Genomic DNA, 25,915 nt, shown 5'->3' on the forward strand with positions numbered 1-25,915 from the left:
TTGATCGTCCCGGCGGTCGGGCTGAGGCCCGCCGCCGGGACGGTCGACGTCCCAGGCATCCATCACGAGGGGAAGCACGGATGAGCGAGACTCGGCAGGACCCAGCGGACCACCCTGACCACCCGGCGTACGACCCGGATCAGGCGGCCCGCGACATCAGGAACATGACCGAGGCCGACCCGATCACGGCGGTCGTCGGTCCGGTCCGCACCGAACTGCACGTCTTCTGGCGGGTGGTGGTGTGGGTTCTCGGCCTGTCGATGAGCCTCTTCCACCTGTACACGGCCTGGTTCGGGACGCTGCCGAGCATCGAACAACGAGGCACCCACCTGGCCTTCGGGCTGGCGATGATCTTCTTGATCTACAACTCCAAACGCAACGAGGAGAAGGAGAAGGTCCGAGGCCTCTACTGGACCGCAGGCGGCCTGGTGGTGCTCCTCTACCTGTGGAGCAGCACCAACATGGGGCTGGAGATGGTCGCGCCCGCGATGGGCATCCTGGTGCTGCTGCAGATGACCCGCTACGTCCGCTTCGAGGTGGGCGGCCTGCCGCTGCCGGACCTGGTCCTGGCCGTCCTGGGCGTCTTCTCCTGCTGGTGGGTTGCCAGCAACGCCTCGGAGTTCAACGACATGCTGATCCGCGGTTTCACTCCGACCGCGTTGGCGGTGGCCACCACGGGCACCCTGCTGGTGCTGGCTGCCGCGACCCGCGCGGTCGGGTTGGCGTTGACCGTCGTCTGTGCCGCGATGATCGCCTACGCACTCTTCGGCCGGGACATGCCCGGCTTCCTCTTCCACGGCGGAATGAACCCCAACCGGGTGGTCCAGGACGCGTTCCTGGGCACCACCGGCATCTTCGGCATCCCGATCTCGGTCTCGGCGACCTTCATCTTCGTGTTCATGATCTTCGCCGCCCTGCTGCAGCGCACCGGGATGGAGCGGTTCCTCACCAACCTGGCGTTGGGCATCGCCGGCGGCCGGATCGGCGGCACCGCCAAGGTCGGCGTGATCACCTCGGTCTTCTCCGGAACGATCACCGGCTCCTCGGTGGCCAACACCGTCTCCAACGGCGCCTTCACCATCCCGATGATGAAGAGGTCGGGCTACAAGAAGGAGTTCGCCGGGGCAGTCGAGGCTGCCTCGTCCACGGGTGGCCAGATCTGTCCGCCGGTGATGGGTGCCGCGGCCTTCATCATGTTGCAGACGATCGGCGGGGAGATGGTCTTCGCCGACATCATCCGGGCGGCGTTGATCCCGGCACTGCTCTTCTTCACCGCGCAGTTCATCATCGTCCACTACGTCTCGAAGCGGGAGGGGATCACCGGCCTGCCGAAGGAGCACCTGCCCAAGGTGCTGCCGTTGCTGGTCAACCGGGGCTACCTGGTGCTGCCGCTGATCCTGATCTTCGTGATCCTGTCCATCGGGATGACGCCGATGCGGGCCGCGATGTGGGCTGTGATCACCACGGTGCTGCTCAACATCGTGGTCCAGATCGTCTACCTGCTGCTCTGGGGCGTCGAGGGCTGGCGGCGGATGCCCGACAAGCTGACCCCCAAGGTGTTGGCCGATGCGCTGGTCGAAGCGGCCCGGATGTCGCTGCCGATCGTCGCGGCCACTGCGGCGGCCGGGATGATCTCCGGCACCATCAACAACACCGGCCTGGGCCTGAAGGTCGGCGACGGGCTGATCCGCCTCGGCGGCACCCTGTCGAACCTGATCCCGTTCGCGGACACCCAGCTCTACTTCGTCATGTTCTTCACCATGCTGGCGTGCCTGATCCTGGGGATGGGCCTGCCGACCACGGCCAACTACGTGGTGATGGCGGTGGTGGCGGCCCCGGCCATCGTCGGGATCATCAACGGCACCTACACCGACCTCGGACTGCCCGAGAAGGTCGCCGGCACCGGCGCGGCGTGGGAGTACGTGCTGATCGCGCACATGTTCGTCTTCTACTTCGGCGTGCTGGCCGACATCACGCCCCCGGTCTGTCTCGCCTCATTCGCGGCCGCGGGCATCTCCGGCGGCAATCCGCTGAAGACCGGCGTGCAGTCGATCCGGATCGCCATCTCCGGCTTCATCGTGCCGTATGCCTTCGTGGTCAGCCCGGGGCTGCTGCTGCTCGGCAACCAACCCACCAAGATCGTGCCGGTGATCCTGACCGCGCTGGCCGGGATCATCATGCTCGGCATCGCCGTGGCCGGGTTCGCCACTGTGAAGTTGGGTTGGCTCGAGCGGCTGGGCCTGACCCTGGCCGCACTGATGATGTTGCACGGCACCCTGGCCAGCGATCTGATCGGGCTCGCGGTGGGCGGCGTGATCCTGGGGTTGCAGTTCTTCCGTCGCGGTACGCCGGCCACGCCGGCGGCTGCGACCGCCTGAGGGAGCAAAGGCACCGGGGCGCGGTCCATGTGGACCGCGCCCCGGCGTCGTGTTCAGGCGTGTGTGCCTGAGGTCACTTCTTCTTGACCTTGCCCAGCAGGTCGGTGGCCGCCTCGGTGGCCTTGCCTGCGGCACCCTCGGCGGTGGCCTTGGCCTGCTCGGCGGCCTTCTTCGCGGCAGCGACCGGGTCGGCAGCAGCAGCGCTCGCCTTGGCCTTGACCTCGCCAGCGGCGGCGGCGGCCTTGGACTTGACGTCCCCGGCCACTGCCTCGGCGATGCCCTTGACCTCGTCGGCCTTGGCCTTCACCTGGTCCAGCGGGCTCTTCTTCTCTTCAGTCATGGTGCTCCTTCTGCCTTGGTCAATAACCGGAGTGACGGGCTGATTCTCACACTCTTGTCCGCCGATTGGGAACACCTGGACCGCAACTGTGGCCGCCCGCACATTCGGCCGGGTCGCGGCGTTTCCCCTGTATTCAGGCCAGATTCGGCGCAGCAGGACGTGTCAGCGTGCCGGCTTGGGGGTGACCCAGAGCCGGATCACGCCCTCGATCACCACGGTGCCGTCGTCGCGCACTCCGTGGACGCGGACGCCGACGTCGGGGTCGTCGCCGGTCCACTGCTCAGGGTCGGTCTCGGCCACGCAGGTGATCGAGGTGTCCGCCTTGGCGGTGTAGGTGACCTCCATCCCCTTGGGGATCCAGCGCTTGTCGGCGGGGATGCTGGCCTCGGCCAGCGCGCCCATCGCCGCCTCCAGGCCGTTGCACAGGGCGATCGCGTGCACGGTGCCGATGTGGTTGTGCACCGCCCGGCGCTTGGGGATCCGCAGCGAGGCGTAGTTGGGCCGGATCTCGAGGAAGGTGGGGCGGATGGTGGCGAAGTAGGGCGCCTTCTGGGCGAAGGCGGCCGAGAAGACCTTGTTGCCCATCGGGACACTGGTCAACTTCTGCCACATGGAGAGGACTTGGCTCATGGCCTCACATTACTCTGCGGTAACTTTTCGCGGAAGGGGTGCCGGACTGTGGTCTGGGCCACAGGTGTGAGGATGACTCCATGGCCAGGATGACCGCCGCCGAGCGACGCGAACAGTTGATCGGGGTGGCCCGCGGCCGCTTCGCCGAACTCGGCTACGACGGCACGTCGGTGGAGGAGATCGCTGCCGTCGCCGACGTCTCCAAGCCGGTCGTCTACGAACACTTCGGCGGGAAGGAGGGGCTCTACGCGGTCGTCGTGGACCGGGAGGTCAACGAACTGCTGGCCGCCGTCCGCATCGCTCTGGTCGGCGGCAGTTCACGAACCTTGCTGGAGCAGGCCGCGGTCGCACTGTTGGGCTACATCGAGAGCTCTCCGGACGGGTTCCGGATCCTGGTCCGCGACCGCAGCCCCGGCGGCGAGGGGTCCTACCTGTCGATCCTCGGCGACGTCGCCTCCCGGGTCGAGGGGATCCTGGTGGATCAGTTCGAGCGACGTGGACTGGAGCCAGACACGGCGCCGCTGTACGCCCAGATGCTGGTCGGGATGGTCTCATCCGCGGGCCAGTGGTGGCTGGAGAGTCAGCAGCCGGGACGCGAGGAGGTGGCCGCCCACCTGGTCAACCTGGCCTGGTACGGCCTGAGCGGACTGCACGCCTCACCCACCCTGCACACCGGCCACTGACCGCCGGTCCGTCGCCACACCTGTCGGCGACCAAGACTCTCGTGGTCAAGAATCTCGACCACTCTGGTTCAATGGGTGCATGAGGGACGAGGTGGACGAACTCGTCGAGGCGTGGGCCAGGGAGCGGGCCGACCTCGACCTGGCGCCGGTCGAGGTGTTCAGCCGGATCGGCCGGCTGGCGCGCCAGCTCGACCGGGTCCGCCGCGAGGCCTTCACCGAGCACCGGATCGAATCCTGGGAGTTCGACGTACTCGCCGCCCTGCGACGGGCAGGCGACCCCTATCAACTCTCCCCCGGCCGACTCATCCGGGAGACCCTGGTCACCAGCGGCACGATGACCAACCGGGTCGACCGGCTGACGGACCGGGGACTCGTGGAGCGCCTTCCCGACCCGCACGACCGGCGCGGCGTTCTGGTCCGGCTGACCCCGGCCGGCAAGGAGGCGGTGGACAGCGCCTTCGAGGCTCTGCTCGCCTCGGAGCGGGCCCTGCTCACCGTGCTCGACGAGCGGGACCGCGCCCGGCTCGCCACCCTGCTGCGGTCGCTGATGGGGAGCCTGCCCACCAACCGGGGCTGAGGCCGCCGCAGCGGTCCTGATCGGGCCCCTGGGTGGGCCTTCCCGGAGAACTCCTCCTCAGACAATTCCTCTCGGGCTGTGGGTTCCTGCCGCTTCGTGACAGTAGCGAGGGCAGTACCACCAGACACTGCCACTCCGGACGAGGTCTCAACTCAACGAGGGGAACATCATGACCATCAAGTACCGCCCCGGCTGGAAGCACACCAGCGTCGGCGGCGAGGTCAGTTGGAGCAATGTGCTGCCCAGTACCTACACGATCCGGGCGAGAGCCTACGCGGCAACTGACTGCGCTCCGCTGAATCCGTTCAGTGTCGGCAACTACGACGTGAACTACACGGTCACCTTCCGAGGATGAGGATTGCGGCCACGGCTCGCCCGCTTGCGGTGCTGGGGCTACTGGCCTTGATCGCTGCCGCCGGGTGCGGCACGCAAGCGACGGCGTTGCCCACCTTGGACGAGGACTCCGCCATCTTCGTGGGCGTCGAACCCTCCATCGTCACAGAAGTGCTTGCCCACCCGCAGGCCCAGGCCATGCTGGATGAGGAAGGCACAGCCGACGATGACAGCGGAAGCAGCGGAGAGGAGCGCCGCGACAGTCTCGCGCAGGGTATCGCGATCAATTTCGTGATGTGCCGCGCAACGGCCGAGGCGTACAAGTCGTGGTTGAGCAGCGGAGTCCGCCCCGCCACGCCACGAGTCCCGACCGTGGCGGAGCCGCAGGAACCGTCGTACTCAGACTGGCTTGACCTGCAGGACAGACTCGATGGTCTGTTCATGTCTGGCGACCCGGCGCAGGTCCGCGACAGGTTCCTGACCGGCGCAGGCTCCTGCGGTGAGTGGATTCCGGCAGTACCGGGCGACGTATCCGGTCCCACCATTGAGGACGAGATCGAGGACTTTGGGTGATCAGCACTCGCTCTCTGCTTCGGCCAGCAATCGTGGCGCTCCTGACCCTGCCCCTCTTGGTTGGGTGCACTGAGCCGCAAGGAGGTCCTCAGCAAGACTCACCTCGCCAGACTCAGCCCGCTGCAGGGGAACGCGAAGGGGGCCCTTCGCCGAGCACTCCGGGGCACGAACAATCCTCAGTCCGTCGCGGCGACTTGACCCTGCGCTACACGCTGGACGCAGTCACGGTCGGCAGCACCGAGATCGTCGTCACGCCCAGTGACAAGTTCGTGCTCCGCGCCGACAACTCGCTGCTCGGAGGCGCCGTGGCGGCGGGCCAACGAATCGGCACCGCCACAGTCCGAGACGATGTCGCGCGCGCGTTGCGCTCCGGCGACGACCCAGGCCAGATCAATGCCACCACCCTCGCCAACCTGGCGGCCCGCGAGGGGCCGGTCACGGCACCCGCCTCCGGGATCCTCCGGGCGGTTGGGTCAACAGCCGTGATTGAGTCATCAGGGATTGACGTGGTGGCCGAATTGTCGCCTATCCAATACTTGCGGTTCCTCTCGATGGAGTTCGAGGGTCAAGCCCAGGTGGAGACGGTGCTGGGCCCGCGCCGCGTTCGATGCGATGCCCTGTGGATCAGCCCATCCACCGGTGACATGTCCGAGTCGGCGTCCACGCTCCGTTGCCGCCTTCCCAGCCATGTGGAGACTGCGCCCGGACTGCGGTCGACCCTCACCGTCGCTGCCGAAGCGGTCACGGACGTGCTGCTCGCCCCGAACATGTTCATCGGGTACGACTCTGAGGCCGATCACTACTTCTTGAGAGTCGAGCGGGCGGGTGAGTTCGTGTCGGTGCCCGTGGGCGTCGGCCCAACCGATGGCGTGGTCCGAGTCATCTCGGGCGACGTTGCAGCAGACGATCGGTTGGCACTCCCCGATGCCGACACGGCGTCCCTGGCCGGTTCCGAGACCGACGAGGATGATCCAGGGGAATGACCAACGAGGTGGCCCGGCTCATGGGCGTCACAGTGACCTATCAGTCGGCCGGCGCGGCCATCCATGCTCTCCGGGACGTCGATCTAAGACTCTCCCCTGGGAGCAGCACTTCGTTCATGGGACGCTCTGGCAGCGGAAAGTCGACGCTCGTGTCTGTCCTCTCCCTATTGCGTAGGCCGACGACCGGAACCGTCTTCATCGACGGCCACGACGTCTCGCTGCTCCCGGCCAAGAAGATCGCGGACCTACGGGCCAGCCAGATCGGGATCGTCTTTCAGGCGTTTCATCTCGAGCCCGGGCTGACGGTGACCGAGAACGTCCTCCTGGCCTGGCACTTCCGGCCGGCGGGGATGGGCCGGCGCGCCGCTCGTGAGCGCGTCCTCGGAGACCTGGAGCGCGTCGGCATCGCGGACCTTGCTGGCCGGCGTCCCCACACTCTCTCCGGCGGCCAGCGCCAACGAGTGGCCATCGCCAGAGCCTTGTTCTCCCGGCCTTCGCTGCTGGTCGCGGACGAGCCGACCGGCAACCTCGACGAGAGCAACGCTTCGGCGGTCGGTGAGCTTCTGCTATCGCTGCCCGCCGAGCTTGGCACTGCTCTGGTCATCGTCACGCACGACCGAGCGATTGCCGGACTCGCTCAGACTCGCATGGAACTCTCGCATGGTCAGATCGCCCGCCGAGACAGTTCGTACCATGCGATGGAGTGACCTTGGTGCGGTTGGAAGTCTGGGCATGCGGCTGGCTTGGTCGGCCCGACTCAGGGTCTTCCTGTCAACGGTGCTCGTCGCCCTGGCACTGACGGTGTACCTCGTCGTCAGCCAGCTGTCTCGGATCGCCGCATCGGGTTTGGATGACGCAATCGACGCGGACTCCGGCGTGATGGGGAGCTACTCGATCGACACGAGGACGACCTTCGGTCTGCCTCAGGAGGTCTTCCTCCAGCGCGCGTTGGCAAGTCTGTCAGGGCTCAGTCAGAAGCCCATCCCCTACGTGATCGGGTATGAAGGGATACGCCCTGAATGCCCGCCCTACGACCAACTCGGCACTACCACGGTGCGATTCGTCTTCAACTCGGACGGCACGGCTTATCCGCTGCCCTTCGGGGAGGCGCTGCCGGTCAAGACCAAGGTGTGCCTGGCTGGCTCGGCAGTCCCCGGCCGAGCGGTCTACGGCCCTCGGGAAACTGCGAGGAACCGGTGGGGCGACGGACTGGCGATCGCCCCGGAGTATCAGTCGCTCGCCGCGCTGATGTCGGCAGAGCCTCGCACCTATCGGTTCATCGTGACCACCGGTGAGCGCAACAGCACTCCCGAGCTCCGTACAGCCCTGAGTACCGCGTTCGCCGAGGATGGGGTCCGGTTCGGTGCCCCGAACGTGTCCAACGACTTCCTCATCACCCGCCTCGACACGAGTGACCAGATCCGCGCCGCCAGCCAGGGCGTCAAGACCATCTTCGCCGTAATCGGTTGGGGTGTGCTCGGTTTGGGGGCGCTGGGTCTGCTGGTCTCTCAACTCATCGTCGTCCGCGATCGGATGTGGCTGTTCGGGCTTGCGATGGCGCTCGGCGCCAGGCGCACGCACATCGCCTTCCTCGTATGGGCAGAAGTGGCACTGACGGTCGCCCTAGGACTGCTGGGAGCAGTCGGCATCGCTTACCTGACTCAGCCACTAGCCAACGCCATCGCGCAATCAGCCTTTGGCACGAACGCGGGCCTTCTCAGCACCGGTGCACTGCCCGGGCTTGGCCTCGGATGCATGGCCACCTTGATGATCGCGTCCGCATGGCCTGCCTATCGCGCCAGCTCACAGGACCCGTTGGACGTACTTGAACCCAAGGTTGGCTAACCTTCGGCGCGTCAATCTCGCATGTGGCCAGTGACGAACGGCGCGCGCGGCACCTCCCCTCGGGATCGCAGCTCGGCCCGTCCTCGCTGCGGCTATCGGCGTTGAGCCGACAGCACCCTGTATGAGATCCCTAACACTGCAGTCCTCCGTGACTGTCGCCGCACTCGTCGGCGCCTGGTATGGCTCACCACTTCGCCGGCCCTTGCGACGGAAACTCGCGACTCCCGAGAGCAAACGGCTGCCCAGGCCCTCGCGTCGGAGTTGGATCGCGATCTGGTTGGCACAGTGATCGGCAACAGGGTCTTCCGCCCCGACGGAACAGTCTTCGTCGCCGTGGACGCAGGGATCTCCTCACTGAGCCGGTGTTCGGCTGGCCGCTTCTGCCTGTGGTCGCTCATCAACTTTCAGGGGTCGTTCCGCTACAAGTCTGGATCAGCCGTGACACACCGCCTGACCGACACGATCAGATCGATCTGGAACAACCGTTCAGCATCGGCTCGCCTCTAAACGAACACAGGCGCATCCTCCACTTGCTACGCTGCCGGAGGACAGAACGGGTCATTGAGCTCGGCCTATCAGACGGCATCGAAGGTGTACCTTGCATCGGGGGGATGCTGACCCTCGCAGACTCCTTCATCGCGTCGGGAAGGTCGCGATGTGAAGGAGTTGTTGGGTGGGGGGGGACGTTCTACGCCGACTACTTCGCCGACATGTTGCCCAAGGTGCACAAGTTCATCCGGGCGCGATTCTCCTCATCGCTGGCCGAGGACTTGGCCAGCGAGACGATGCTGACCCTGTGGCGGAAGAACATCCCTGCCCCGAAGAATGACGTTGAACTGCGACAGTTGCGGAAGCTCACCTACAAGATCGCCACTGGCCATGTGTCCAACGCCGAGAAGAAGTTCAGCAGGGAAGGCGCCGCAAACCAGCAGGGCATGCTGAGGATGATCCCCGGTGACGATCCCACCTTTGAAGCGGTCGTGCCGAGTGTCGTCGTCGACGCCCTTGCTCAGTTGGAGTTCAACGACAGGCAGGTCGTGAACCTCGTGATCGGAGGGTTCCGGACACGCGAGATTGCCGAGATACTCGGAATCACCCCCAAAGCTGCCTCCATGCGTCTGGCACGAGCACGCGAACGCCTCAACGGGCGACTCAGTCTCGGAGAGGAGGTTGAGGATGACATCACAGCACGACGGTGAGCACGAGGACTTCGCCGAGACCGAGCAACAGCTCATCGATGTACTCAGGGTCGGGTACGGGATCGAGCCGAGAGTCCTCGACCTTCCGCCCGGTGAGCAAGCAGGTGTGGACGGTCGAGCTGCCGAGACGCTCGCATCCATCCTCGGCTCACCGACCGAACCTGCCGTGCACGGCGCGACCCACCTACCGGTCGTCACCTGGCGCCGCTCCTTCGCGGCACTTGCCTCGGCCGCCGCAGTCGTCCTCCTCATCGGAATAGGACTAGCGATCTGGCCGCTGGGCGGCGACAAGGCCGTCTACGCCGCCACGCCTCCGCTCCTGCGCATCTCGTCCATCGACGATGCCGACTTCCCGTTGGCAGGGGTGCCCGCCGACGCACACCTGGAACAGCTCGCTGAACGTGCCGGGGCCCATCCCGAAGCATCCGGCTCGGGCGAGGTCCAGTGGATCAGGGCAGCAGGCTGGTGGCTCGACACGGACAACGAGTCCGGCACCCCGAAGAGCCGCGTGACTCCCGTCATCATGGACACCTACAGGCTGCCGGGGGGCGGCACCCGGATCGTCACCGCCAAGGGCACCCCTCTCGATCCTGACGGAGCCGTGGCCTCGGCGCAGGAGCCCGATAGCGGTGTCCGCACCGACGAGACCTTCCCGCCAGGACCTGACGATGCACTCGCGAGCCCCGACCTGCTGCCACGCAACCCTGCAGAGCTTCGCGCATTGATCCTCGGAACCACGGGCGAGTGCGCGGGCATCGAGGGCACGTGCATCGTCAATGCGATCCAAACATTCGGTCTCAACTCGGTGCCGTCTGCTGACTTGAGGGCAGCCCTCCTGCGTGCCCTCATCGGCGCCAACGACATGGTCTACGTCGGAACCGCACAGGACCGCCGTGACCAGACCAGTGAGGTCTTCGCAATCACCGATCCCGATGGCTTCCAGCAACGGTTCTTCTTGTTCGATACCCGAACGGGCAAGTACTCCGGCGACGAAACCGTGCTGATTCAGGACAGCACCGCACTCGACGTCAACGCCCCCGCAGTGATCGAGTTCAACACTGTCCTGACGCGGGAGTGGATCTCAACCAAGGAGCTTCCCCGCCGGGAGTCGGCTACCCGGTGACTACCGACGGTCAGGCCGCGTTCTTCCAGCAGCCCGGCAGAGGCCGCCGCAACGGTCGCCGGGACGCTCACTAGGCTTGCGCGGTGGCACATCTGTTGGGAGCCGAGGGTCTCCACCTGGAGTACCCCCACCGCGTGGTCTTCGATTCCCTGACCGTCGGCGTGGACGAGGGCGACCGGATCGGCATCGTCGGCCGCAACGGCGACGGCAAGTCGAGCCTGCTGGGGATGCTGTCAGGGCTCGTCGAACCCCACGCCGGCCGGGTCACCCGACGCAGCGGCGTGCGCTTCGGGGTGCTGAGCCAGAGCGACGACCTGGACGGTTCGCAGACTGTCGCACACGCCATCGTCGGGGACCGCCCCGAGCACGAGTGGGCCGGTGACGCGCGGGTCCGCGACGTACTGGCCGGCCTGGTCGCCGACGTGCCCTGGCAGGCACCGATCAGCACCCTCAGCGGCGGTCAGCGGCGCCGGGTCGCGCTGGCCACGCTGCTGGTCGAGGACTGGGACGTGATCGCCCTCGACGAACCGACCAACCACCTCGACGTGGAGGGCATCACCTGGCTCGCGGCGCACCTGAAGGCCCGGTGGCCGCGCAACGCCGGCGGGCTGCTGGTGGTCACCCACGACCGCTGGTTCCTCGACGAGATCTGCACCGCCACCTGGGAGGTGCACGACGGCATCGTCGACCCCTTCGAGGGCGGGTACGCCGCCTACGTGCTGCAGCGCGTCGAACGGGACCGGCAGGCAGCCTCATCCGAGGCACGACGGCAGAACCTGATGCGCAAGGAGTTGGCCTGGCTACGCCGGGGAGCCCCGGCCCGCACCTCCAAACCCAAGTTCCGGATCGAGGCCGCCAACCAGCTGATCGCGGACGTGCCGCCGCCCCGGGACACCGTCGAGCTCAAGCGACTGGCCACCGCCCGTCTGGGCAAGGACGTGGTGGACCTGCTCGACGTCTCGGTCAGCTACGGCGACCTGGAGGTGCTGCGTGAGGTCACCTGGCGGATCGGCCCCGGCGAGCGCACCGGCATCCTGGGCGCCAACGGAGCCGGCAAGTCGACGCTGCTTGGACTGATCGCCGGCACCGTGACACCGACCGCGGGCCGGGTCAAACGGGGCAAGACGGTGCGGCTGGCCACCCTGGACCAGCAGTTCGCCGGCCTGGACAAGATCGCCAACGACCGGGTCCGTGAGGTGTTGGCCCGGGAGAAGACCAGCGTCGCCGTGGAGGGCCGGGAGCTGAGCCCCTCGCAACTGTTGGAGCGCCTCGGGTTCCGCAGCGAACACCTGTCGACACCGGTGCGGGACCTCTCCGGCGGCCAACTGCGCCGCCTGCAACTGCTGCTGGTGCTGCTGAGCGAGCCCAATGTGCTGGTGCTGGACGAACCGACCAACGACGTGGACACCGACATGCTGGCCGCGATCGAGGACCTGCTCGACTCCTGGCCAGGCACTTTGGTGGTGGTCTCCCACGACCGGTACCTGCTGGAGCGGGTCACCGATCAGCAGTACGCCGTCCTGGACGGCTCGCTACGTCACGTGCCCGGCGGGGTGGACGAGTACCTGCGACTGCGCCGGCAGGCACCGGCCAGCGCACGCCCTGCCACCGGGGCGTCCAGTCCCCCGCCGACGGTCCCTGCCGAGCGCAGCGAGCTCTCCGGGGCGGCCCGGCACGCCGCCCGGAAGAAGCTGGCCTCGCTGGAGCGGACCATCGACCGACTCACCCGCCAGGTCAGCACCCAGGTGGAGCGGATCGCGGCCCACGACACCGACGACTACGCCGGCCTGGGGCCGCTCGTCGACGAGCTCGGCAGCCTGCAGGCTCAGCTGGCGGCAGCCGAGGACCAGTGGCTCGAAGCGTCCGACCAGGACAGCTGACTCACTGCAGGGCAGTTGCGCTTCCTCGTCCGGCGACTGGGGTGGATCCGGACGGGCAGCTCAGTCCTCGGCCCGGTCGCGCTCCTCGACTCGGCGCCGCTCGACCACTCTGCTGCTCCCTGGCCGTTGATCCTGCCCGGGCACACTCACCATCCGTGCTGCCTCGATCGCGCTGGCAAACCTCCACACAGGCGCCGCCTCGATGATCCCGCTCTGCCCACTCCGCTGCTCCATGCTTCTGCTCCCGGTCCCTTGACCCCTGATGACGTGGACCCGGCCCCCGATCCACTCTCGGGACGGTAGCCCGGCCGAGCGTCGCCGCCCTAGGGCCGAAGGACCCAACCCAGGCGGGAGCGACCGGCTCATTGCAGTGCTGCGGTCAGCCGCATCACGTTGTCGACGTACTTGGTGCGCGCGGGCCGACGGCGCCAGTCCGGGAGGAACAGCTCGGTGCTGAGCTCGCGGTAGCGATCCTCGACCTCCCGCATCCGGGCCACCACGTCGACACCGAGCAGCATCACCGAGATCTCGTAGTTGAGCGCGAACGAGCGCAGGTCCATGTTGCTGGTGCCCACCACGGCGACGTCGTCATCGATGGTGAAGTGCTTGGAGTGCAGGATGTACGGCGCCGGGTAGCGGTGGATCCGCACCCCGGCCTCCAGCAGCGCCTGGTAGTACGACGCCTGGGCATGGCCGACCATGAACTGGTCGGACACCTCGCTGACGAAGAGCTCCACGTCAACCCCGCGCTGAGCGGCCGTGGTGACGGCGTACAGGAGCGACTCGTCGGGGACGAAATAGGGGCTGGTCAGTGACACCCGCCGGGTGGCGGAGTAGATCAGCGAGGTGAACATCCGCAGGTTGTTCTCACTGGCGAAGCCCGGGCCGCTGGGGACGATCTGACCGACGGTCCCGGCAGTGGTCGCGGGTGGCGGCTCGGTGAGCTCGGTGACCTGGGCGGTCTCGGTGTACCAGTCGGCCGCGAAGACCGCGTCCAGGTCGGCCACAAGCGGGCCCTGGAGCCGCACCATCAACTCCACCCACTCCCGGCCGAGGCGATGGTTCCTGGGGTTGTGGTAGCCCGGCTCGGTCAGGTTGAGGGAGCCGGTGAAGCCGACCGCCCCGTCCACAACCACGAGCTTGCGGTGGTTGCGCAGGTCGGGGCGGCGCCAGCGGCCTCGCAGGGGCTGGATGGGCAGCATCCGGCGCCACTGGATCTCGGTACCTCGCAACCTCCGCAGCATCTGACGATAGCCACCCAGCCGACGTGAGCCGAGGTGGTCGAAGAGCAACCGGACGGTGACCCCCCGCTCGGTGGCAGCGACCAGGGCGCGGAAGAAGGGATCGGTCTCCTCATCCCAGGCGGCGATGTAGAACTCCACGTGCACGTAGCGTTCGGCGGCCTCGACCGCCCGGGTCATCGCGGCCAGGGTCTGCCGGTAGTCGGCGAGCAGGTCGACGGTGTTGCCGGCCACCGCGGGCATCGCGCCAAGGGTGCGGTTGAGGTGGATGACCGTGGCCACCTGGTCCGGGATCGCGGGCAGTACGCCGCTGTGCTCGGCGCGAGCCTCCGCGATCGCCCGATGGGCGCGGCGTTGCCTTTCGTGGCGACGGCGGCCGAGCGCGGTGCGACCGAACATGCTGAAGAAGAGGAAGCCGAGGATCGGCTGCACGAGGATGAGCAGCAGCCAGGCCATCCCCGTCGAGGGCTTCCGGTTCCCCGGGATCACCCCCAGGGCGATCAGGCGCAGACTGATCTCGGCGAACACGATCGCGGCGCCGAGCAGCACCGGCCAGGACGGATCCGACATGGCCGCACCCTAGCCAGTCATGCGGCTCTAGCATGGTGCGCCATGACGTGGCTGGTCCCGCCGGGCGCGATGCTGCAGCGCAGCGTGCTGGTGGTGACCCCGCTGCTGGCGGGGATCGGGGCCGTCGGACTGGTGGGCGGTCGGGCTGCCGCCGCGGCCGCCATGGTCGGCGTGGCGACCATCGCCCTGAGCCAGGGTCCATTGCATCGGCGATCGGTCGGCATCGCGGCGATGCTGCCGGCCGCGCCCGCGGTGGCAGCCTCCGTGGGCTTCACCGAGGCACCTGCACTGCTGGCCGCGGCCACCCTGGTCGGCGGCGGACTGGTCTTCGCCGTCGCGCAACTCCTGCGGGTGTCCGCGCCGGCCGAGCCGATCCCGGCAGCCCGGGCGTGGCGACACGCCGCGGTGGCTGCCACCGCGGCCGGTGCCGCGACCTGGCTGGTGACCGCGCGGGACATCCCGCACGGCTACTGGATGACCATCGCCATCCTGGCGGTGCTCCGGCCGGCCCGGGCCGAGACCACCCGCAACGCCCGGGACCGGGCGGTCGGGACGGTGGTGCGGGTCGGCATCGCCATCGCGGTGGTGCTGCTGGCTCCGGCCCCCCTGGTGCTGGTGGCAGCGATCGCCGGCCTGCTCGGCACGGTGGCGTGGGCGCTGGCCGGAGACACGATGCGGATGGTGGCCCTGCTGACCCCGACAGTGATCCTCGTCGGGTCCTCAGGAGTCAGCGGCGTGGCCGTGGAGCTGGCGGTCGAACGGCTGCTGCTCACCGGGATCGGCGTACTGCTCGCGTCCGCGCTGGCCGTGCTCCTGGCCCGCTCGGAGGCGCGGACCACCACCGTCGACCAGTGAGGTCAGTCGGCGTACTCGACCACGTGCGCGCCGGCCACCGGTCCGTGCGCGACCTGGACGCCGGGGCTGCGGCCGGCCATCTCGGCGGCCACCGCCCGGGCAGCCTCGGGGTCGGCGCACAGCAGCACCACGGTCGGACCGGAGCCGCTGACCAGGCCGGCCAGTGCGCCGGCGGCAACCCCGTGGTCGACCCTGGCACCCAACTCGGGGCGCAGGTCGACGGCGGCGTCCTGCAGGTCGTTGTGCAGGGCCTCCGCGATCCCGGTCACGTCTGCGGCGGCCAACGCCGCGAGCAGCGCGTCGGGGGCGGGGGGTGTCGGGTCGGCGTCGGGGAAGAGCCGGTCGAAGTGCCGGTACACCTCGGGAGTGGACAGACCCTGCGGGTCGGTGCAGACCACCCAGGCGAGGTGAACGTCGGTCGGGACCGGTTGCACGATCTCGCCGCGGCCGGTGCCGACGGCGATGCCTCCGAGCAGCGCGAACGGGACATCACTGCCCAGCGCGGCGGCCAACCGCAGTAGGTCGTCGTCGCTGGTCTGCAGGTCGAGCAGGCGGTCCAGGGCGACCAGGGCCGCGGCGGCATCAGCCGAGCCGCCCGCAAGGCCTCCGGCTACCGGGATCGACTTGGCGATGTGCAACGCCCCCGTCACCGCGACCCCGTGCAGGTCCGCCAGCGCAGCCGCGGCCGCGTGCACGAGGTTGCTGCCAGGGGCGACCGGGACGTCGGAGACGTCGACCCCGCCCAGCCCGGTGAGGGTGACGCCGAGCTCGGCGGCCGCGGTGGCGGTCACGTCGTCGTGCAGGCCGATGGTGGTGTAGACGGTGTGCAGGGGGTGATACCCATCCGGCCGCGGGGCCCCGACCCCCAGGTGCAGGTTCACCTTCGCGGCGGCGCGCACGGTGATGCTTGTCATCGCTGCCCTCCGGGGAGTCCCTCGGCGATCCTGGCGAAGTCGGTGATCGTCAGCTGCTCACCGCGGGTCAGCGGGTCGACGCCGGCCGCGGTCAGGGCGGCAGCCGTGGCCTCCGCGGAGCCGAAGAGATCCCTGAGCGCACCCCTGAGCGCCTTGCGGCGGTGCGCGAAGGCGGCGTCGACGACGGCGAACACCTGCTCCTTGGTGGCAGTGGTGTCCGGCGGCGGCCGGTGCGTCCAGGCGACCAGGCCCGAGTCGACGTTGGGGGCCGGCCAGAAGACGTTGCGGCCGATGGCCCCGGCCCTGCGGACCTCCGCGTACCAGGCGGCCTTGACCGACGGGATGCCGTAGGTGCGTGAACCGGGCGCGGCGGCGAGCCGGTCGGCCACCTCGGCCTGCACCATCACCAGACCGTGCCGCAGTGACGGCAGCAGTCCCATCAGGTGCAGCAGCACCGGCACCGAGACGTTGTAGGGCAGGTTGGCGACCAGCGCGGTCGGCGGCGGCCCGGGGATCTCGGTCACCCTGAGGGCGTCGGCGTGGACGACCCGGAACCCGGCCGCGCGATCGCCGGCGTACTCGGCGACGGTGGCCGGCAACCGGTCCGCAAGGAGTCCGTCCAACTCGATCGCCGTCACCCGCGGCGTGACCTCGAGCAGGGCGAGGGTGAGCGAGCCGAGGCCGGGACCGACCTCCAGCACCACATCGTCGGCGGTGACGGCGGAGTCTCGGACGATCCGCCGCACGGTGTTGGCATCGATCACGAAGTTCTGCCCCCGCTGTTTGGTGGGGCGCAGCTCGAGCTCGGCTGCCAGCGCACGGACCTCGGCGGGACCGAGCAGGCGGACCAGGGACATGCGGGTCACCCTATGCAAGACCGACCGCAGAAATGCGACCGGCCGACACCCGCAGGTGTCGGCCGGTCGGACGTGAACGCGTCAGCGCAGGCCCAGCTTGCGCGAGCAGGCGGGCCACTGGCCCCAGCCGGCCCGGGCCTGCAGGATCTGGCCACGCTTGATCTGCTCCGCGCGGCTGTGCTGGTGCGGGTAGCCGGTGCCACCCACCGCACGCCAGGTGGAGAGGCTGAACTGCAGGCCACCGTAGTAGCCGTTGCCGGTGTTGATGTTCCAGCGGCCACCGGACTCACACTGGGCGAGGCGGTCCCACACGGTGTTGCCCGAGTACGACGGGGCGGGGCGCGACTTGGTGCCGACGCTGACCACCTGGTCGACGGCCTCCTTGGTGATCTCGGAGGCCAGCTCGACGCGACGGACGATCTCGCCGTTCACGATCCGGAGCCGGTAGGTGACGTTGCGCAGGCCGGTCTCGCCGGACTTCAGCACGGTCTTCTCGTCGGTGAAGCGGGAGTCGTCACGCTCGGTCACGGTGCCGAACTTCACGACCTCGTCGCTGATGTCCCGGGTGACGACGCGGATCCGGTTGACGGCGACCTCGCCGCCCTCGGGCAGTGCCTCGTCCAGAGCCGGCACGACCTCGTCGCGCCTGCCCAGCTCGATGTCGAGCTCGTCGAGGACATCGGCCACGGTGAGTGCCGGGAGGACGTGCTCCTCGGCCTCGCCGGCGCCGACGGTGACGACGAACGTCTTGGGGGTCTTGACCTCGAGGGAGAGACCATCCCGGCCGATCGCGGCACTCCGGCTCGCCGACAGGGCGGCGCGACCGTAGCGGCGGCCGATCTCGTTCAGGGCGGTGTCGACGTCCAGCGCGGTCACCCAGTGGGTCTGCGCCTCCCCGTCGACGACCAGTTCAAGTTCGCGGGCGAACCGGACAGTGACTCGGGATCCTGGCTCGATGGCCTCGTCGAGGCCGGGGGCGACGACGTCGCGGGCGGTGAGCTCGAGGCCCTGGGACTGCAGCAGGTCACCGACGGTGGTGCCGAAGGTGGTGACCGTACGGGCCTCGCCGTCGACGTTCAGGGTCACCTTGGTGCCCAACATCGAGTAGCCGAGGGTGGTGCCGACCACTGCCAGGGTCACTGCGGTGATGACGGCGCCCAGCGCCCGCTTGCTGCTGATGACTCGTGCGATATCGGTGCGCACACATTTCCGTTCGTCGTACTCCCCGGGCCATGGGAGAGGGTTCAAGTCTTCCGAGACTCTGCCATTCCCGGCCAACAGTCACAAGACGATACGGACTTCCTCCCGTGATGCGAAACTGAAGTTGGCCCATGTCACACCCGGTGTGAGCCGGGTCGCAGCCGGAACCGCGGGCTCTCGGGGTGGTTCTGGGCCGCCCTCAGAGACGCGGAACGCCCCGCCCCGGGGTCGCCGGGACGGGGCGTCCTACCGCAGTTCGCGCCCGTGGTTGCCGTGGTTACAGCAGACCGACCTTCTCCAGCAGCGCCTGGGTCTCCTCGAGGGTGTCGAGGTCGTTGAGGTCCAGGCGGGCCCCGGCGATGTCGGCCAGGGAGCCGGTGTCGTGGACGGTGCTGGAGACCCCGTCGATCACCGGGAACTCGGCGGTGGAGTCGACGAAGTACTGCTGCGCCTGCTCGGACAGCAGGAACGCGACCGCCTTGTTGGCCAACTCGACGTTGTCGCTGGCAGCGAGCACGCCGGCGCCGGCGATGTTGATCAGCGCGCCGGGGTCGTCGGAGTTGAGGTAGTGCACCTTGGCGTTCATGTTCTCGGCGCCCAGCTCGGCAGCCATCGGGAACCAGTAGTAGTGGTTGATCAGACCGACGGCCACCTCACCGTTGTTGACGGCTTCGAGCACTACCCCGTTCTTCTCGTAACCGACCGGGTCGAGGTCGGCGAACTCGGTGAGCCACTGCTCGGCGCCGTCCTCACCGCGCATCACCCGCAGGGCGGTGACGAAGGACATCCAACTGGCGTTGGTCGGCGCGTAGCCGATCCGGCCGCGGTACCGCTCGTCGAGCAGGTCGTCGATCGAGTCGACGCCGGCGACCTCGGGGGCGTCGTCGTTGTACACGAGCACCCGGGCACGCGCCGAGGTGGAGACCCAGCGACCGCCGGCGTCACGGAACTCCTTGCCGGTCAGTTCGAGCACGTCCTGGGGCAGTTCGGTCAGCAGCCCGGCCTTGGCGAGCGCGCCCAGCGCTCCCGCGTCCTGGCTGAAGAACAGGTCGGCAGGGGTGCGGTCGCCCTCCTCGAGCAGTTGGGCGGCCAGCTCGGCGGTGTCGGCGTACCGGATCTCGACGGGCACGCCGACGGCGGCCTCCAGGTCCTCCAGCAGCGGGCCGACGAGGCTCTCGTTGCGGCCCGAGTAGATGACCAGCGGCTGCTGCTCCTCGGAGGTGGTCGGGGTCCCGGTGCCGTTGGCCTCCGACTCCGCGTCGGTGCCGCAGGCGGCCAGACCGGCGATCAGGGCCGCCGCCGCGGCGACGCCCAGGATGCGACGAGTGCGCATGGTGTAGCTCCTAAGGTGGATTGAGGTGAGGCTCACCTTACATTGATCAGGTAAGGCTGTCCTTATCCGGCCCCGTGATCTGGGTCACCGAGGCCGCGGTGCGCGACGCCGCGACTGTGCGTGCAGGCACTGCCGGCAGGTAGGCTTGCCCGGGCCCGTCGGGCCTCCCCACTCTTTTCGACCGGAAGGCCGGCGCAGCACCATGACCACCACCAAGAGCGCGAACCTGCGCAATGTCGCGATCGTCGCTCACGTCGACCACGGCAAGACCACCCTCGTCGACGCGATGCTGCACCAGGCCGGCGCGTTCACCGCCCACGAGGCCGAGGGTGTCGCAGACCGGGTGATGGACTCTGGTGACCTGGAGCGGGAGAAGGGCATCACCATCCTCGCCAAGAACACCGCGATCCGGTACCGCGACCTCACCATCAACATCATCGACACCCCCGGCCACGCCGACTTCGGCGGCGAGGTCGAGCGAGGCCTGTCGATGGTGGACGGCATCGTGCTGCTCGTCGACGCCTCCGAGGGTCCGCTCCCCCAGACCCGGTTCGTGCTCCGCAAGGCACTCAACGCCGACCTGCCCGTGGTGCTGGTGGTCAACAAGGTCGACCGCCCCGACGCCCGGATCGCCGAAGTGGTGGACGAGACCTACGAGCTCTTCATGGACCTGCTCGACGAGCACCACAGCGACGCGGCGCTGGACTTCCCGATCGTCTACGCCTCCGCCAAGGCCGGCCGGGCCTCCACCAACGTCCCCGACAACGGCGGGCTGCCCGACGCCGAGGACCTGGAGCCGCTGTTCCGGACCATCCTGGAGACCGTCCCGGCGCCCCAGTACGTCGAGGGCGCCCCGCTGCAGGCCCACGTGACCAACCTCGACGCATCCCCCTTCCTGGGTCGACTGGCGCTGCTGCGGATCCACCAGGGCACCCTGCGCAAGGGCCAGACGGTCGCCTGGATGCGTCGCGACGGCGATATCAAGAACGTCAAGATCACCGAACTACTGATCACCGAGGGCCTGGAGCGCAAGCCCGGCGAGCTCGCCGGGCCCGGTGACATCGTCGCGGTGGCCGGCATCGAGGACATCATGATCGGCGAGACGCTCGCCGACCCGGAGAACCCCAAGGCGCTGCCACTGATCCATGTCGACGAGCCGGCGATCTCGATGACGATCGGCACCAATACCTCCCCGCTGGTGGGTCGGGTCAAGGGCGCCAAGGTCACCGCCCGACTGGTCAAGGACCGGCTGGACTCCGAACTGGTCGGCAATGTGTCGCTGCGAGTGCTGCCCACCGACCGGCCGGACGCGTGGGAGGTGCAGGGCCGCGGCGAGCTGGCGCTGGCGATCCTGGTGGAGCAGATGCGCCGGGAGGGCTTCGAGCTCACCGTCGGCAAGCCGCAGGTGGTCACCAAGGAGGTCGACGGCAAGCTGCACGAACCGATGGAGCGGCTCACCATCGACGCCCCCGAGGAGTACCTCGGCACCATCACCGAACTGCTGGCACACCGCCGCGGCCGGATGGAGCAGATGACCAACCACGGCACCGGTTGGGTGCGGATGGAGTTCGTCGTCCCGGCTCGTGGCCTGATCGGCTTCCGTACGCAGTTCCTCACCGAGACCCGGGGCACCGGCATCGCCCACCACATCTTCGAGGCCTACGAGCCGTGGGCCGGCGAGATCCGGGCCCGCAACTCCGGCTCGCTGGTGGCCGACCGCGCCGGCGCCGCCACGGCGTACGCGATGACCTCGCTGCAGGAGCGCGGCGTGATGTTCCTCGAGCCCGGCACCGAGGTGTACGAGGGCATGATCGTCGGCGAGAACTCCCGCGCCGAGGACATGGACGTGAACATCACCAAGGAGAAGCAGCAGACCAACATCCGGTCGGCCACCTCCGACAACTTCGAGAAGCTGATCCCGCCGCGCAAGCTGTCGCTGGAGCAGTGCCTGGAGTTCTGCCGCGGCGACGAGTGCGTCGAGGTCACTCCGGAGTCCGTGCGGATCCGCAAGCTGATCCTGGACAGCAACGAGCGCGCCAAGATCTCCGCCCGCGCCCGCCGCGAGAACCGCTGAGATGGCTTGACGTGTGCTGAGGTCGCACCTGGTGCGACCTCAGCACATCGTTAAGCGTTATCCACAGCTCACCTCGGCAGGGCTGGTAGCGGCCGGCCAATCGTGGCACGGTCACGCCCATGCGCTTCGAGCTCGGGCATCCCGATGTCGCACACCTGCTCCGGTGGGTGCAGGACGGTGTCGTCGCGCGCCGGCAGTTGCTTGATCTGGGCGCCACCGCCAGTGACATCGAGCGACTGCTGCGCCGGCGAGAGTTGGTGGTCGCCCATCCTGGCGTCTACCTCAACCACACCGGTGTTCCGTCGCGCGCACAACGTGAGTGGATCGCGGTCCAGTCAGCCTGGCCCGCAGCACTCGCCTTCGACTCCGCCCTGCCCGCACCGTCATCACCCGTCATCCAGGTAGCGGTCGCATCGGGCCGCCGACTGCAGATGCCCGAGAGATCAGTGGTACGACGGATGGCGCGGCTCGACGAACGGGTCGACTGGCGCCGCTCCCCACCACGGGTGCACCTCGAGCACGCGACCGTCGACGTGGTCAGCGAACTCATCGCGCGGGACCGGGTCGCCGACGCCTACGCCCGGCTCACCGAGATCATGCACTCGCGGCAGACCAGCACGGCTCACGTGCGTGACGCGCTGGCCATCAGGCGACGGATACCAGGGCGATCCGTGCTGGAGGAGATGCTCGCAGATCTCGAGGAGGGCGTCTGCTCGGTCCTGGAGCGGGGGTATCTCCACCGCGTCGAGCGCGCCCACGCCCTCCCCCGCGGCGTGAGACAGCGCGCGAGCACAGCCACTGGGCGTCGCACAGCCACTGGGCGTCGTACTGTGCAGGATGTGCGCTACGAGCGGTACGGCGTGATCGTGGAACTCGACGGGCGCGCCCACCACGACTCAGCCCGGGCACGGGACCGCGACGCGCTGCGTGACCTGGCCGAGCTCGCGGTCGACGGCGCGCTCACCGCCCGGATCACCTACGGGCTGGTCTTCGCCGAGCAGTGCCGGACGGCCACCTGGATCGGTTCACTGCTCGGGCGGCGCGGCTGGACGGGCCGAGTGTCACCCTGTGCCGAGTGTGCGTGACGTGTGCCGAGTGTGCGTGACGGGCGCTGAGTGCGCTTGAGATGTGCTGGGCTCGCACCTGGTGCGACCTGGGCGCATCCTTGACCGCTCCCACGTGCACAATGCAACCGTGCACCACGCGATCACGGCCACCAGACGATGAGTCAGGACCGGTGGCAGTTCACCACGCTGGCCACCATCGGCACCGTGGCCGCCGTGGTCAGCAGCCTCGGCGCGCCGCTGGTGCCCAGCATCGCAGCCGAGTACGACGTACCCCTGACGACGGCGCAGTGGGTGCTGACCTCGACGCTGATTGCCGGCGCGGTGATGACTCCGGTCCTCGGCAGGTGCGGCAGCGGCCGGATGCGCCGGCCGGTGATCCTGGCGGCGCTGGGGGCGGTGCTGCTCGGCTCCCTGCTCACCGCCCTGCCACTGGGGCTGGGAGCGCTGATCGCCGGCCGGGCGTTGCAGGGCATCGGCCTCGCCCTGATCCCGCTGGTGCTCGCGGTGGCCCGCGACCTGTGGACCGGCTCGGTGTTGGCGTCGCGGCTCTCCTACCTGTCGGTGACCACGGTCGCCGGCGCCGGTCTCGGCTATCCGCTCACCGCGGGCCTGGCCCAGTGGCTGGGGCTGACCGGCGCCTACTGGTTCGGGGCCGGACTGATGCTGGCGACCCTGCTGCTGGCCTGGCGGTACCTGCCGCAGGTCGGCGACGGCCCCGCGCCGCGGGTGGACCTGATCGGCTTCGCACTCCTCTCAGTCGGCTCGGTGTCGTTCCTGCTGGCGGTCAGCCAGGGCGAGAAGTGGGGCTGGAGCTCGACTCCGATCCTGGCGCTGGCGGTCGCGGGATTCGTAGCCAGCGCCACCTGGGTGATCTGGAGCCGGCACCCGACACCGCGGACCACCCGGCTGGTGGACCTGTCGCTGGCGGGACGCCGTGGCGTGGTGGGGCCGAACCTGGTCGCCTTCGGCGTCGGGATGGGCATGTACGCGCTGCTCACCTTCGCCGTGATCGTGGTCCGCGCCGACGGCAGCGCCGGCTTCGGCCTCGGCCTGTCGGTGGCCGCCGCCGGCCTGGTGCTGGTGCCGTACGCCGTGTTGAGCGTGGCCGGCAGCCGGGTCGCGTTGGCGGTCTCCAGGGCGGTCGGCCCCAAAGTGCTGCTGCCCACCGGGGCACTCGTGTTCGGGTCATCGCTGGTGATGATGGCGCTGGTCCACGACCACCTGTGGCAGGTGCTGACCGCGATGGCGATCGGTGGCCTGGGCAGCGGCTTCACGTTCTCGTCGATGGCCACCCTGATCGTCCCGCACGTGCCGGCCGCCGAGACCGGCAGCGCGATGGCCTTCAACCAGTTGCTGCGCTACCTGGGCTTCTCGGCCGGCTCGGCGGTGAGCGTGGCGCTCATCTCGCTCTTCGGTGGCGGCGCCGGAGCCTTCGCCGCCGCGGCGCTCACCCTCGCCGCCGTCTGCGTGGTCTCGGCGACCCTCGCCGTGACCGTGCGCGGCAGCCGTGTCGGTTAGCCGAGCGAGGAGAAGCAGTACCGACTCGTCGGCACCAGGTCGAGTCCCTGATCTGCGCCGAACCGGGCGCAACTGGCCATCAGCACGGCGAACCGGCGCTGGAACTCCTCCTCGTCACCGCCGCTGCCATAGAAGGCGTGGTGGTCGCTGATCGCGGCCATCGGGAACAGCTCCTCCACGATCCCGGCGACGTCGGGCGCCCCGGGTGTCACCGGTGCGAGGACCGGGTGCTGCAGGTAGCCGAAGGTGCCCTGGGTGTCGATCGCGATCTGGGTGTGCCGGTCCAGCCAGTCCGCAGTCCACTCGGCGGCCGTCATCGAGGCCGGTCGTCGCAGGAAGGCCCAGTTGGCCAGTGCCGGCGCCCGGACACCGTCGGGGACCGATGGCGGGGGCAAGGGGATCCGCTCGGCCACCACCCAGCCGTCAGCGGTCCCGTCGACGGCGCGGATCGCCTCCGCCACGTCATCGGGGGCTGACCCGGTCCAGGCCGAGATCACCGCGGTGATGGGCCGGCCGGGCCCGAAGCGCATCGCGTCGGCCACCGGCTCGTCGTCGAGGTTGACCTGCAGCCGGGTCACCCCGGCCTCGGCCAACCGGCGATGGAAGTCCGGCTGAAGGAGATCGAGCTCGGCGACATGCAGCGCGAAGATCAGTTTCATACTGCAAAGATAGGCCGGGATCCGCTTGGATGGGGGCATGCTGCTCGATCTGCAACTCGACGCCCGACCCGACCAGTGCCCCGACCGGGCCAGGGCGTTGGCCGATACCGGTGCCGCCGGCCTGTTCACCTTCGAGGGGCCGCACGACGTGTTCCTGCCACTCGCGGCCGTCGCCGGCCGGGTGCCGGTGGACCTGATGACCAACGTCGCGATCGCGATGCCGCGCAGCCCCATGCACCTGGCCCACGCCGCCTGGGACCTGCAGTTGATGTCGGGCGGCCGGTTCCGGCTGGGCCTCGGCTCACAGATCCGGCCGCATATCGAGAAGCGGTACGGCGCCACCTGGTCACCGCCGGCGGCTCGGATGCGGGAGATCGTGCTCGCCGTCAAGGCGATCCTGACCGCCTGGCAGGACGGCACAACGCTCGACTTCATCGGCGAACACACCCGGCACACCCTGATGCCCCCGACCTTCGTGCCCGGCCCCAACCCGTACGGACCACCCGCGGTGCTGCTCGGCGCGCTGGGGCCGCTGATGACCCGGACCGCGGCCGAGGTGGCCGACGGGCTGCTGGTGATGCCGTTCCACTCCCACCGACACTTCCGCGAGCGGACCATGCCGGCGGTGCGCGAGGGCATGGAACGAGCTGGCCGGGATGAGTTCGCCCTGTACCCACAGGCGATCGTGGCGATGGGACGCAGCGACGAGGAGTTGCGGGCCGCCTCGATCGGAGTCCGTGGGCTGCTCGCCTTCTACGGATCGACGCCGGCGTACCGCTCCGTCCTGGAGGTGGAGGGGTGGGGGGATCTGCAGCCAGCTCTCAACGCCGCCTCGAAGACCGGCGACATCATGAGCATGTTCGACCTGGTGTCGGACGAGATGGTGGACACCATCGCGGTCCGTGGCACTCCTGAGGAGTGCGCCGCCGAGATCCGTCGTCGGTTCGGCGATGTCGCCGAGCGGGTCTGCTGCTACTTCCCCGGGTACGACGCGCCGCTGGACCAGATCGGCGACCTCGCCGCCGCGCTGGCCTGAGTTCCGGGGCTCCAGGGCGAGGACTGTGTCTGGGATCTCGATACACC

At 68.8% G+C, this 25,915-nt stretch carries 25 protein-coding genes; 17 read left to right on the forward strand and 8 right to left on the reverse strand.

Translation table 11 applies throughout. The features are described 5' to 3' along the window. Nucleotides 1-80 precede the first annotated feature (80 nt). Nucleotides 81-2,378 (forward strand): TRAP transporter permease, encoded by a 2,298-nt coding sequence (locus JKG67_RS05480; protein WP_203336258.1) that lies wholly within the window; start codon nucleotides 81-83, stop codon nucleotides 2,376-2,378. Nucleotides 2,379-2,451: 73 nt separating this feature from the next. Here JKG67_RS05480 and JKG67_RS05485 read toward each other — a convergent pair whose 3' ends face one another. Together JKG67_RS05485 and JKG67_RS05490 are read right to left on the reverse strand one after the other, a co-directional pair. Next, nucleotides 2,452-2,718, reverse strand: a complete 267-nt coding sequence (locus JKG67_RS05485) for a hypothetical protein (RefSeq protein WP_203336259.1) — start codon at nucleotides 2,716-2,718, stop codon at nucleotides 2,452-2,454. A 162-nt stretch (nucleotides 2,719-2,880) separates the two neighbouring features. Beyond that, complete coding sequence (locus tag JKG67_RS05490) at nucleotides 2,881-3,348, reverse strand: hotdog fold domain-containing protein (RefSeq protein ID WP_203336260.1); 468 nt, start codon at nucleotides 3,346-3,348, stop codon at nucleotides 2,881-2,883. An 80-nt stretch (nucleotides 3,349-3,428) separates the two neighbouring features. On the opposite strand from JKG67_RS05490, the gene JKG67_RS05495 reads away from it, so the two are divergent. From JKG67_RS05495 to JKG67_RS05545, 11 genes are all read left to right on the forward strand, one after another. Beyond that, complete coding sequence (locus tag JKG67_RS05495) at nucleotides 3,429-4,031, forward strand: TetR/AcrR family transcriptional regulator (protein ID WP_203336261.1); 603 nt, start codon at nucleotides 3,429-3,431, stop codon at nucleotides 4,029-4,031. A 79-nt stretch (nucleotides 4,032-4,110) separates the two neighbouring features. Next, a complete protein-coding gene (locus JKG67_RS05500; RefSeq protein ID WP_203336262.1) occupies nucleotides 4,111-4,608 on the forward strand; it encodes a MarR family winged helix-turn-helix transcriptional regulator in 498 nt (165 codons plus the stop codon). A gap of 169 nt (nucleotides 4,609-4,777) precedes the next feature. Beyond that, complete coding sequence (locus JKG67_RS05505; RefSeq protein WP_203336263.1) at nucleotides 4,778-4,963, forward strand: hypothetical protein; 186 nt, start codon at nucleotides 4,778-4,780, stop codon at nucleotides 4,961-4,963. Then, nucleotides 4,960-5,514 carry a hypothetical protein gene (locus tag JKG67_RS05510; RefSeq protein ID WP_203336264.1) on the forward strand — a complete coding sequence of 185 codons (555 nt, stop codon included), beginning with the start codon at nucleotides 4,960-4,962 and terminating at the stop codon, nucleotides 5,512-5,514. Before JKG67_RS05505 ends, JKG67_RS05510 begins: the two co-directional genes overlap by 4 nt. Beyond that, nucleotides 5,511-6,497 carry a hypothetical protein gene (locus tag JKG67_RS05515; protein ID WP_203336265.1) on the forward strand — a complete coding sequence of 329 codons (987 nt, stop codon included), beginning with the start codon at nucleotides 5,511-5,513 and terminating at the stop codon, nucleotides 6,495-6,497. Before JKG67_RS05510 ends, JKG67_RS05515 begins: the two co-directional genes overlap by 4 nt. Then, nucleotides 6,494-7,204 (forward strand): ABC transporter ATP-binding protein, encoded by a 711-nt coding sequence (locus JKG67_RS05520; RefSeq protein ID WP_203336266.1) that lies wholly within the window; start codon nucleotides 6,494-6,496, stop codon nucleotides 7,202-7,204. The genes JKG67_RS05515 and JKG67_RS05520 overlap by 4 nt, the downstream gene beginning before the upstream one ends. 70 nt (nucleotides 7,205-7,274) lie before the next feature. Further along, the gene (locus JKG67_RS05525; protein ID WP_203336267.1) at nucleotides 7,275-8,342 is read left to right on the forward strand and encodes an FtsX-like permease family protein; all 1,068 of its coding nucleotides are present in this window, start codon (nucleotides 7,275-7,277) and stop codon (nucleotides 8,340-8,342) included. A 333-nt stretch (nucleotides 8,343-8,675) separates the two neighbouring features. Beyond that, nucleotides 8,676-8,849, forward strand: a complete 174-nt coding sequence (locus JKG67_RS19165) for a peptidase inhibitor family I36 protein (RefSeq protein ID WP_372442048.1) — start codon at nucleotides 8,676-8,678, stop codon at nucleotides 8,847-8,849. A 104-nt stretch (nucleotides 8,850-8,953) separates the two neighbouring features. After that, a complete protein-coding gene (locus JKG67_RS05535; RefSeq protein WP_203336269.1) occupies nucleotides 8,954-9,541 on the forward strand; it encodes an RNA polymerase sigma factor in 588 nt (195 codons plus the stop codon). After that, nucleotides 9,519-10,664, forward strand: coding sequence for a hypothetical protein (locus tag JKG67_RS05540; RefSeq protein ID WP_203336270.1), 1,146 nt, complete (start codon nucleotides 9,519-9,521; stop codon nucleotides 10,662-10,664). Before JKG67_RS05535 ends, JKG67_RS05540 begins: the two co-directional genes overlap by 23 nt. An 83-nt stretch (nucleotides 10,665-10,747) precedes the next feature. Next, entirely contained in the window at nucleotides 10,748-12,544 is a 1,797-nt protein-coding gene (locus JKG67_RS05545; protein WP_203336271.1) for an ABC-F family ATP-binding cassette domain-containing protein, read from the forward strand. A 362-nt stretch (nucleotides 12,545-12,906) separates the two neighbouring features. On the opposite strand, the gene cls is transcribed toward JKG67_RS05545, so the two are convergent. Then, on the reverse strand, nucleotides 12,907-14,355 hold the full coding sequence (cls, locus tag JKG67_RS05550; protein ID WP_203336272.1) for a cardiolipin synthase: 1,449 nt from the start codon (nucleotides 14,353-14,355) through the stop codon (nucleotides 12,907-12,909). Between the two features lie 42 nt (nucleotides 14,356-14,397). On the opposite strand from cls, the gene JKG67_RS05555 reads away from it, so the two are divergent. Beyond that, nucleotides 14,398-15,210: an FUSC family protein gene (locus JKG67_RS05555; protein WP_203336273.1), complete on the forward strand. Its 813-nt coding sequence runs from the start codon at nucleotides 14,398-14,400 to the stop codon at nucleotides 15,208-15,210. Nucleotides 15,211-15,212: 2 nt separating this feature from the next. Here the strand turns inward: JKG67_RS05555 and JKG67_RS05560 are convergent, their stop codons facing one another. The 4 genes from JKG67_RS05560 to JKG67_RS05575 all read right to left on the reverse strand — a co-directional run bounded on the left by JKG67_RS05560 (nucleotide 15,213) and on the right by JKG67_RS05575 (nucleotide 19,514). Continuing rightward, entirely contained in the window at nucleotides 15,213-16,124 is a 912-nt protein-coding gene (locus JKG67_RS05560; RefSeq protein WP_203336274.1) for a 4-(cytidine 5'-diphospho)-2-C-methyl-D-erythritol kinase, read from the reverse strand. Next, entirely contained in the window at nucleotides 16,121-16,981 is an 861-nt protein-coding gene (gene rsmA, locus JKG67_RS05565) for a 16S rRNA (adenine(1518)-N(6)/adenine(1519)-N(6))-dimethyltransferase RsmA (RefSeq protein WP_203336275.1), read from the reverse strand. The genes JKG67_RS05560 and rsmA overlap by 4 nt, the downstream gene beginning before the upstream one ends. An 81-nt stretch (nucleotides 16,982-17,062) precedes the next feature. After that, nucleotides 17,063-18,229, reverse strand: a complete 1,167-nt coding sequence (locus JKG67_RS18815) for a resuscitation-promoting factor (RefSeq protein WP_203336276.1) — start codon at nucleotides 18,227-18,229, stop codon at nucleotides 17,063-17,065. Nucleotides 18,230-18,458: 229 nt separating this feature from the next. After that, nucleotides 18,459-19,514 (reverse strand): extracellular solute-binding protein, encoded by a 1,056-nt coding sequence (locus JKG67_RS05575; RefSeq protein WP_203336277.1) that lies wholly within the window; start codon nucleotides 19,512-19,514, stop codon nucleotides 18,459-18,461. Nucleotides 19,515-19,716: 202 nt separating this feature from the next. On the opposite strand from JKG67_RS05575, the gene typA reads away from it, so the two are divergent. The 3 genes from typA to JKG67_RS05590 all read left to right on the forward strand — a co-directional run bounded on the left by typA (nucleotide 19,717) and on the right by JKG67_RS05590 (nucleotide 24,173). After that, nucleotides 19,717-21,588, forward strand: a complete 1,872-nt coding sequence (gene typA / locus JKG67_RS05580; protein WP_203336278.1) for a translational GTPase TypA — start codon at nucleotides 19,717-19,719, stop codon at nucleotides 21,586-21,588. Between the two features lie 119 nt (nucleotides 21,589-21,707). Then, nucleotides 21,708-22,673 carry a hypothetical protein gene (locus JKG67_RS05585; RefSeq protein ID WP_203336279.1) on the forward strand — a complete coding sequence of 322 codons (966 nt, stop codon included), beginning with the start codon at nucleotides 21,708-21,710 and terminating at the stop codon, nucleotides 22,671-22,673. A gap of 138 nt (nucleotides 22,674-22,811) precedes the next feature. Beyond that, nucleotides 22,812-24,173, forward strand: coding sequence for an MFS transporter (locus JKG67_RS05590; protein ID WP_203336280.1), 1,362 nt, complete (start codon nucleotides 22,812-22,814; stop codon nucleotides 24,171-24,173). Here JKG67_RS05590 and JKG67_RS05595 read toward each other — a convergent pair. Further along, the gene (locus tag JKG67_RS05595) at nucleotides 24,170-24,832 is read right to left on the reverse strand and encodes a hypothetical protein (RefSeq protein ID WP_203336281.1); all 663 of its coding nucleotides are present in this window, start codon (nucleotides 24,830-24,832) and stop codon (nucleotides 24,170-24,172) included. The genes JKG67_RS05590 and JKG67_RS05595 overlap by 4 nt on opposite strands. Before the next feature lie 37 nt (nucleotides 24,833-24,869). Between JKG67_RS05595 and JKG67_RS05600 the strand changes: the two genes are divergently transcribed. Continuing rightward, entirely contained in the window at nucleotides 24,870-25,868 is a 999-nt protein-coding gene (locus JKG67_RS05600; RefSeq protein WP_203336282.1) for a TIGR03617 family F420-dependent LLM class oxidoreductase, read from the forward strand. Nucleotides 25,869-25,915: the final 47 nt, after the last annotated feature.

It is taken from the genome of Nocardioides limicola, from assembly GCF_016827675.1.
In the GTDB taxonomy this organism is placed as follows: Bacteria; Actinomycetota; Actinomycetes; order Propionibacteriales; family Nocardioidaceae; genus Nocardioides; species Nocardioides limicola.

Excerpts from the sequence above, each read along its gene's own strand:
- JKG67_RS05520 (WP_203336266.1), top strand. The coding sequence starts at position 6,494 with ATGACCAACGAGGTGGCCCGGCTCATGGGCGTCACAGTGACCTATCAG.
- JKG67_RS05540 (WP_203336270.1), top strand. The coding sequence starts at position 9,519 with ATGACATCACAGCACGACGGTGAGCACGAGGACTTCGCCGAGACCGAG.
- JKG67_RS05590 (WP_203336280.1), top strand. The coding sequence starts at position 22,812 with ATGAGTCAGGACCGGTGGCAGTTCACCACGCTGGCCACCATCGGCACC.
- JKG67_RS05595 (WP_203336281.1), bottom strand. The coding sequence starts at position 24,832 with ATGAAACTGATCTTCGCGCTGCATGTCGCCGAGCTCGATCTCCTTCAG.
- JKG67_RS05555 (WP_203336273.1), top strand. The coding sequence starts at position 14,398 with ATGACGTGGCTGGTCCCGCCGGGCGCGATGCTGCAGCGCAGCGTGCTG.
- JKG67_RS05500 (WP_203336262.1), top strand. The coding sequence starts at position 4,111 with ATGAGGGACGAGGTGGACGAACTCGTCGAGGCGTGGGCCAGGGAGCGG.
- typA (WP_203336278.1), top strand. The coding sequence starts at position 19,717 with ATGACCACCACCAAGAGCGCGAACCTGCGCAATGTCGCGATCGTCGCT.
- JKG67_RS05575 (WP_203336277.1), bottom strand. The coding sequence starts at position 19,514 with ATGCGCACTCGTCGCATCCTGGGCGTCGCCGCGGCGGCGGCCCTGATC.
- JKG67_RS05485 (WP_203336259.1), bottom strand. The coding sequence starts at position 2,718 with ATGACTGAAGAGAAGAAGAGCCCGCTGGACCAGGTGAAGGCCAAGGCC.
- JKG67_RS05535 (WP_203336269.1), top strand. The coding sequence starts at position 8,954 with ATGCTGACCCTCGCAGACTCCTTCATCGCGTCGGGAAGGTCGCGATGT.
- JKG67_RS05585 (WP_203336279.1), top strand. The coding sequence starts at position 21,708 with ATGCGCTTCGAGCTCGGGCATCCCGATGTCGCACACCTGCTCCGGTGG.
- JKG67_RS05505 (WP_203336263.1), top strand. The coding sequence starts at position 4,778 with ATGACCATCAAGTACCGCCCCGGCTGGAAGCACACCAGCGTCGGCGGC.
- JKG67_RS05600 (WP_203336282.1), top strand. The coding sequence starts at position 24,870 with ATGCTGCTCGATCTGCAACTCGACGCCCGACCCGACCAGTGCCCCGAC.
- rsmA (WP_203336275.1), bottom strand. The coding sequence starts at position 16,981 with ATGTCCCTGGTCCGCCTGCTCGGTCCCGCCGAGGTCCGTGCGCTGGCA.
- cls (WP_203336272.1), bottom strand. The coding sequence starts at position 14,355 with ATGTCGGATCCGTCCTGGCCGGTGCTGCTCGGCGCCGCGATCGTGTTC.
- JKG67_RS05490 (WP_203336260.1), bottom strand. The coding sequence starts at position 3,348 with ATGAGCCAAGTCCTCTCCATGTGGCAGAAGTTGACCAGTGTCCCGATG.
- JKG67_RS05480 (WP_203336258.1), top strand. The coding sequence starts at position 81 with ATGAGCGAGACTCGGCAGGACCCAGCGGACCACCCTGACCACCCGGCG.
- JKG67_RS05495 (WP_203336261.1), top strand. The coding sequence starts at position 3,429 with ATGGCCAGGATGACCGCCGCCGAGCGACGCGAACAGTTGATCGGGGTG.
- JKG67_RS05510 (WP_203336264.1), top strand. The coding sequence starts at position 4,960 with ATGAGGATTGCGGCCACGGCTCGCCCGCTTGCGGTGCTGGGGCTACTG.
- JKG67_RS05560 (WP_203336274.1), bottom strand. The coding sequence starts at position 16,124 with ATGACAAGCATCACCGTGCGCGCCGCCGCGAAGGTGAACCTGCACCTG.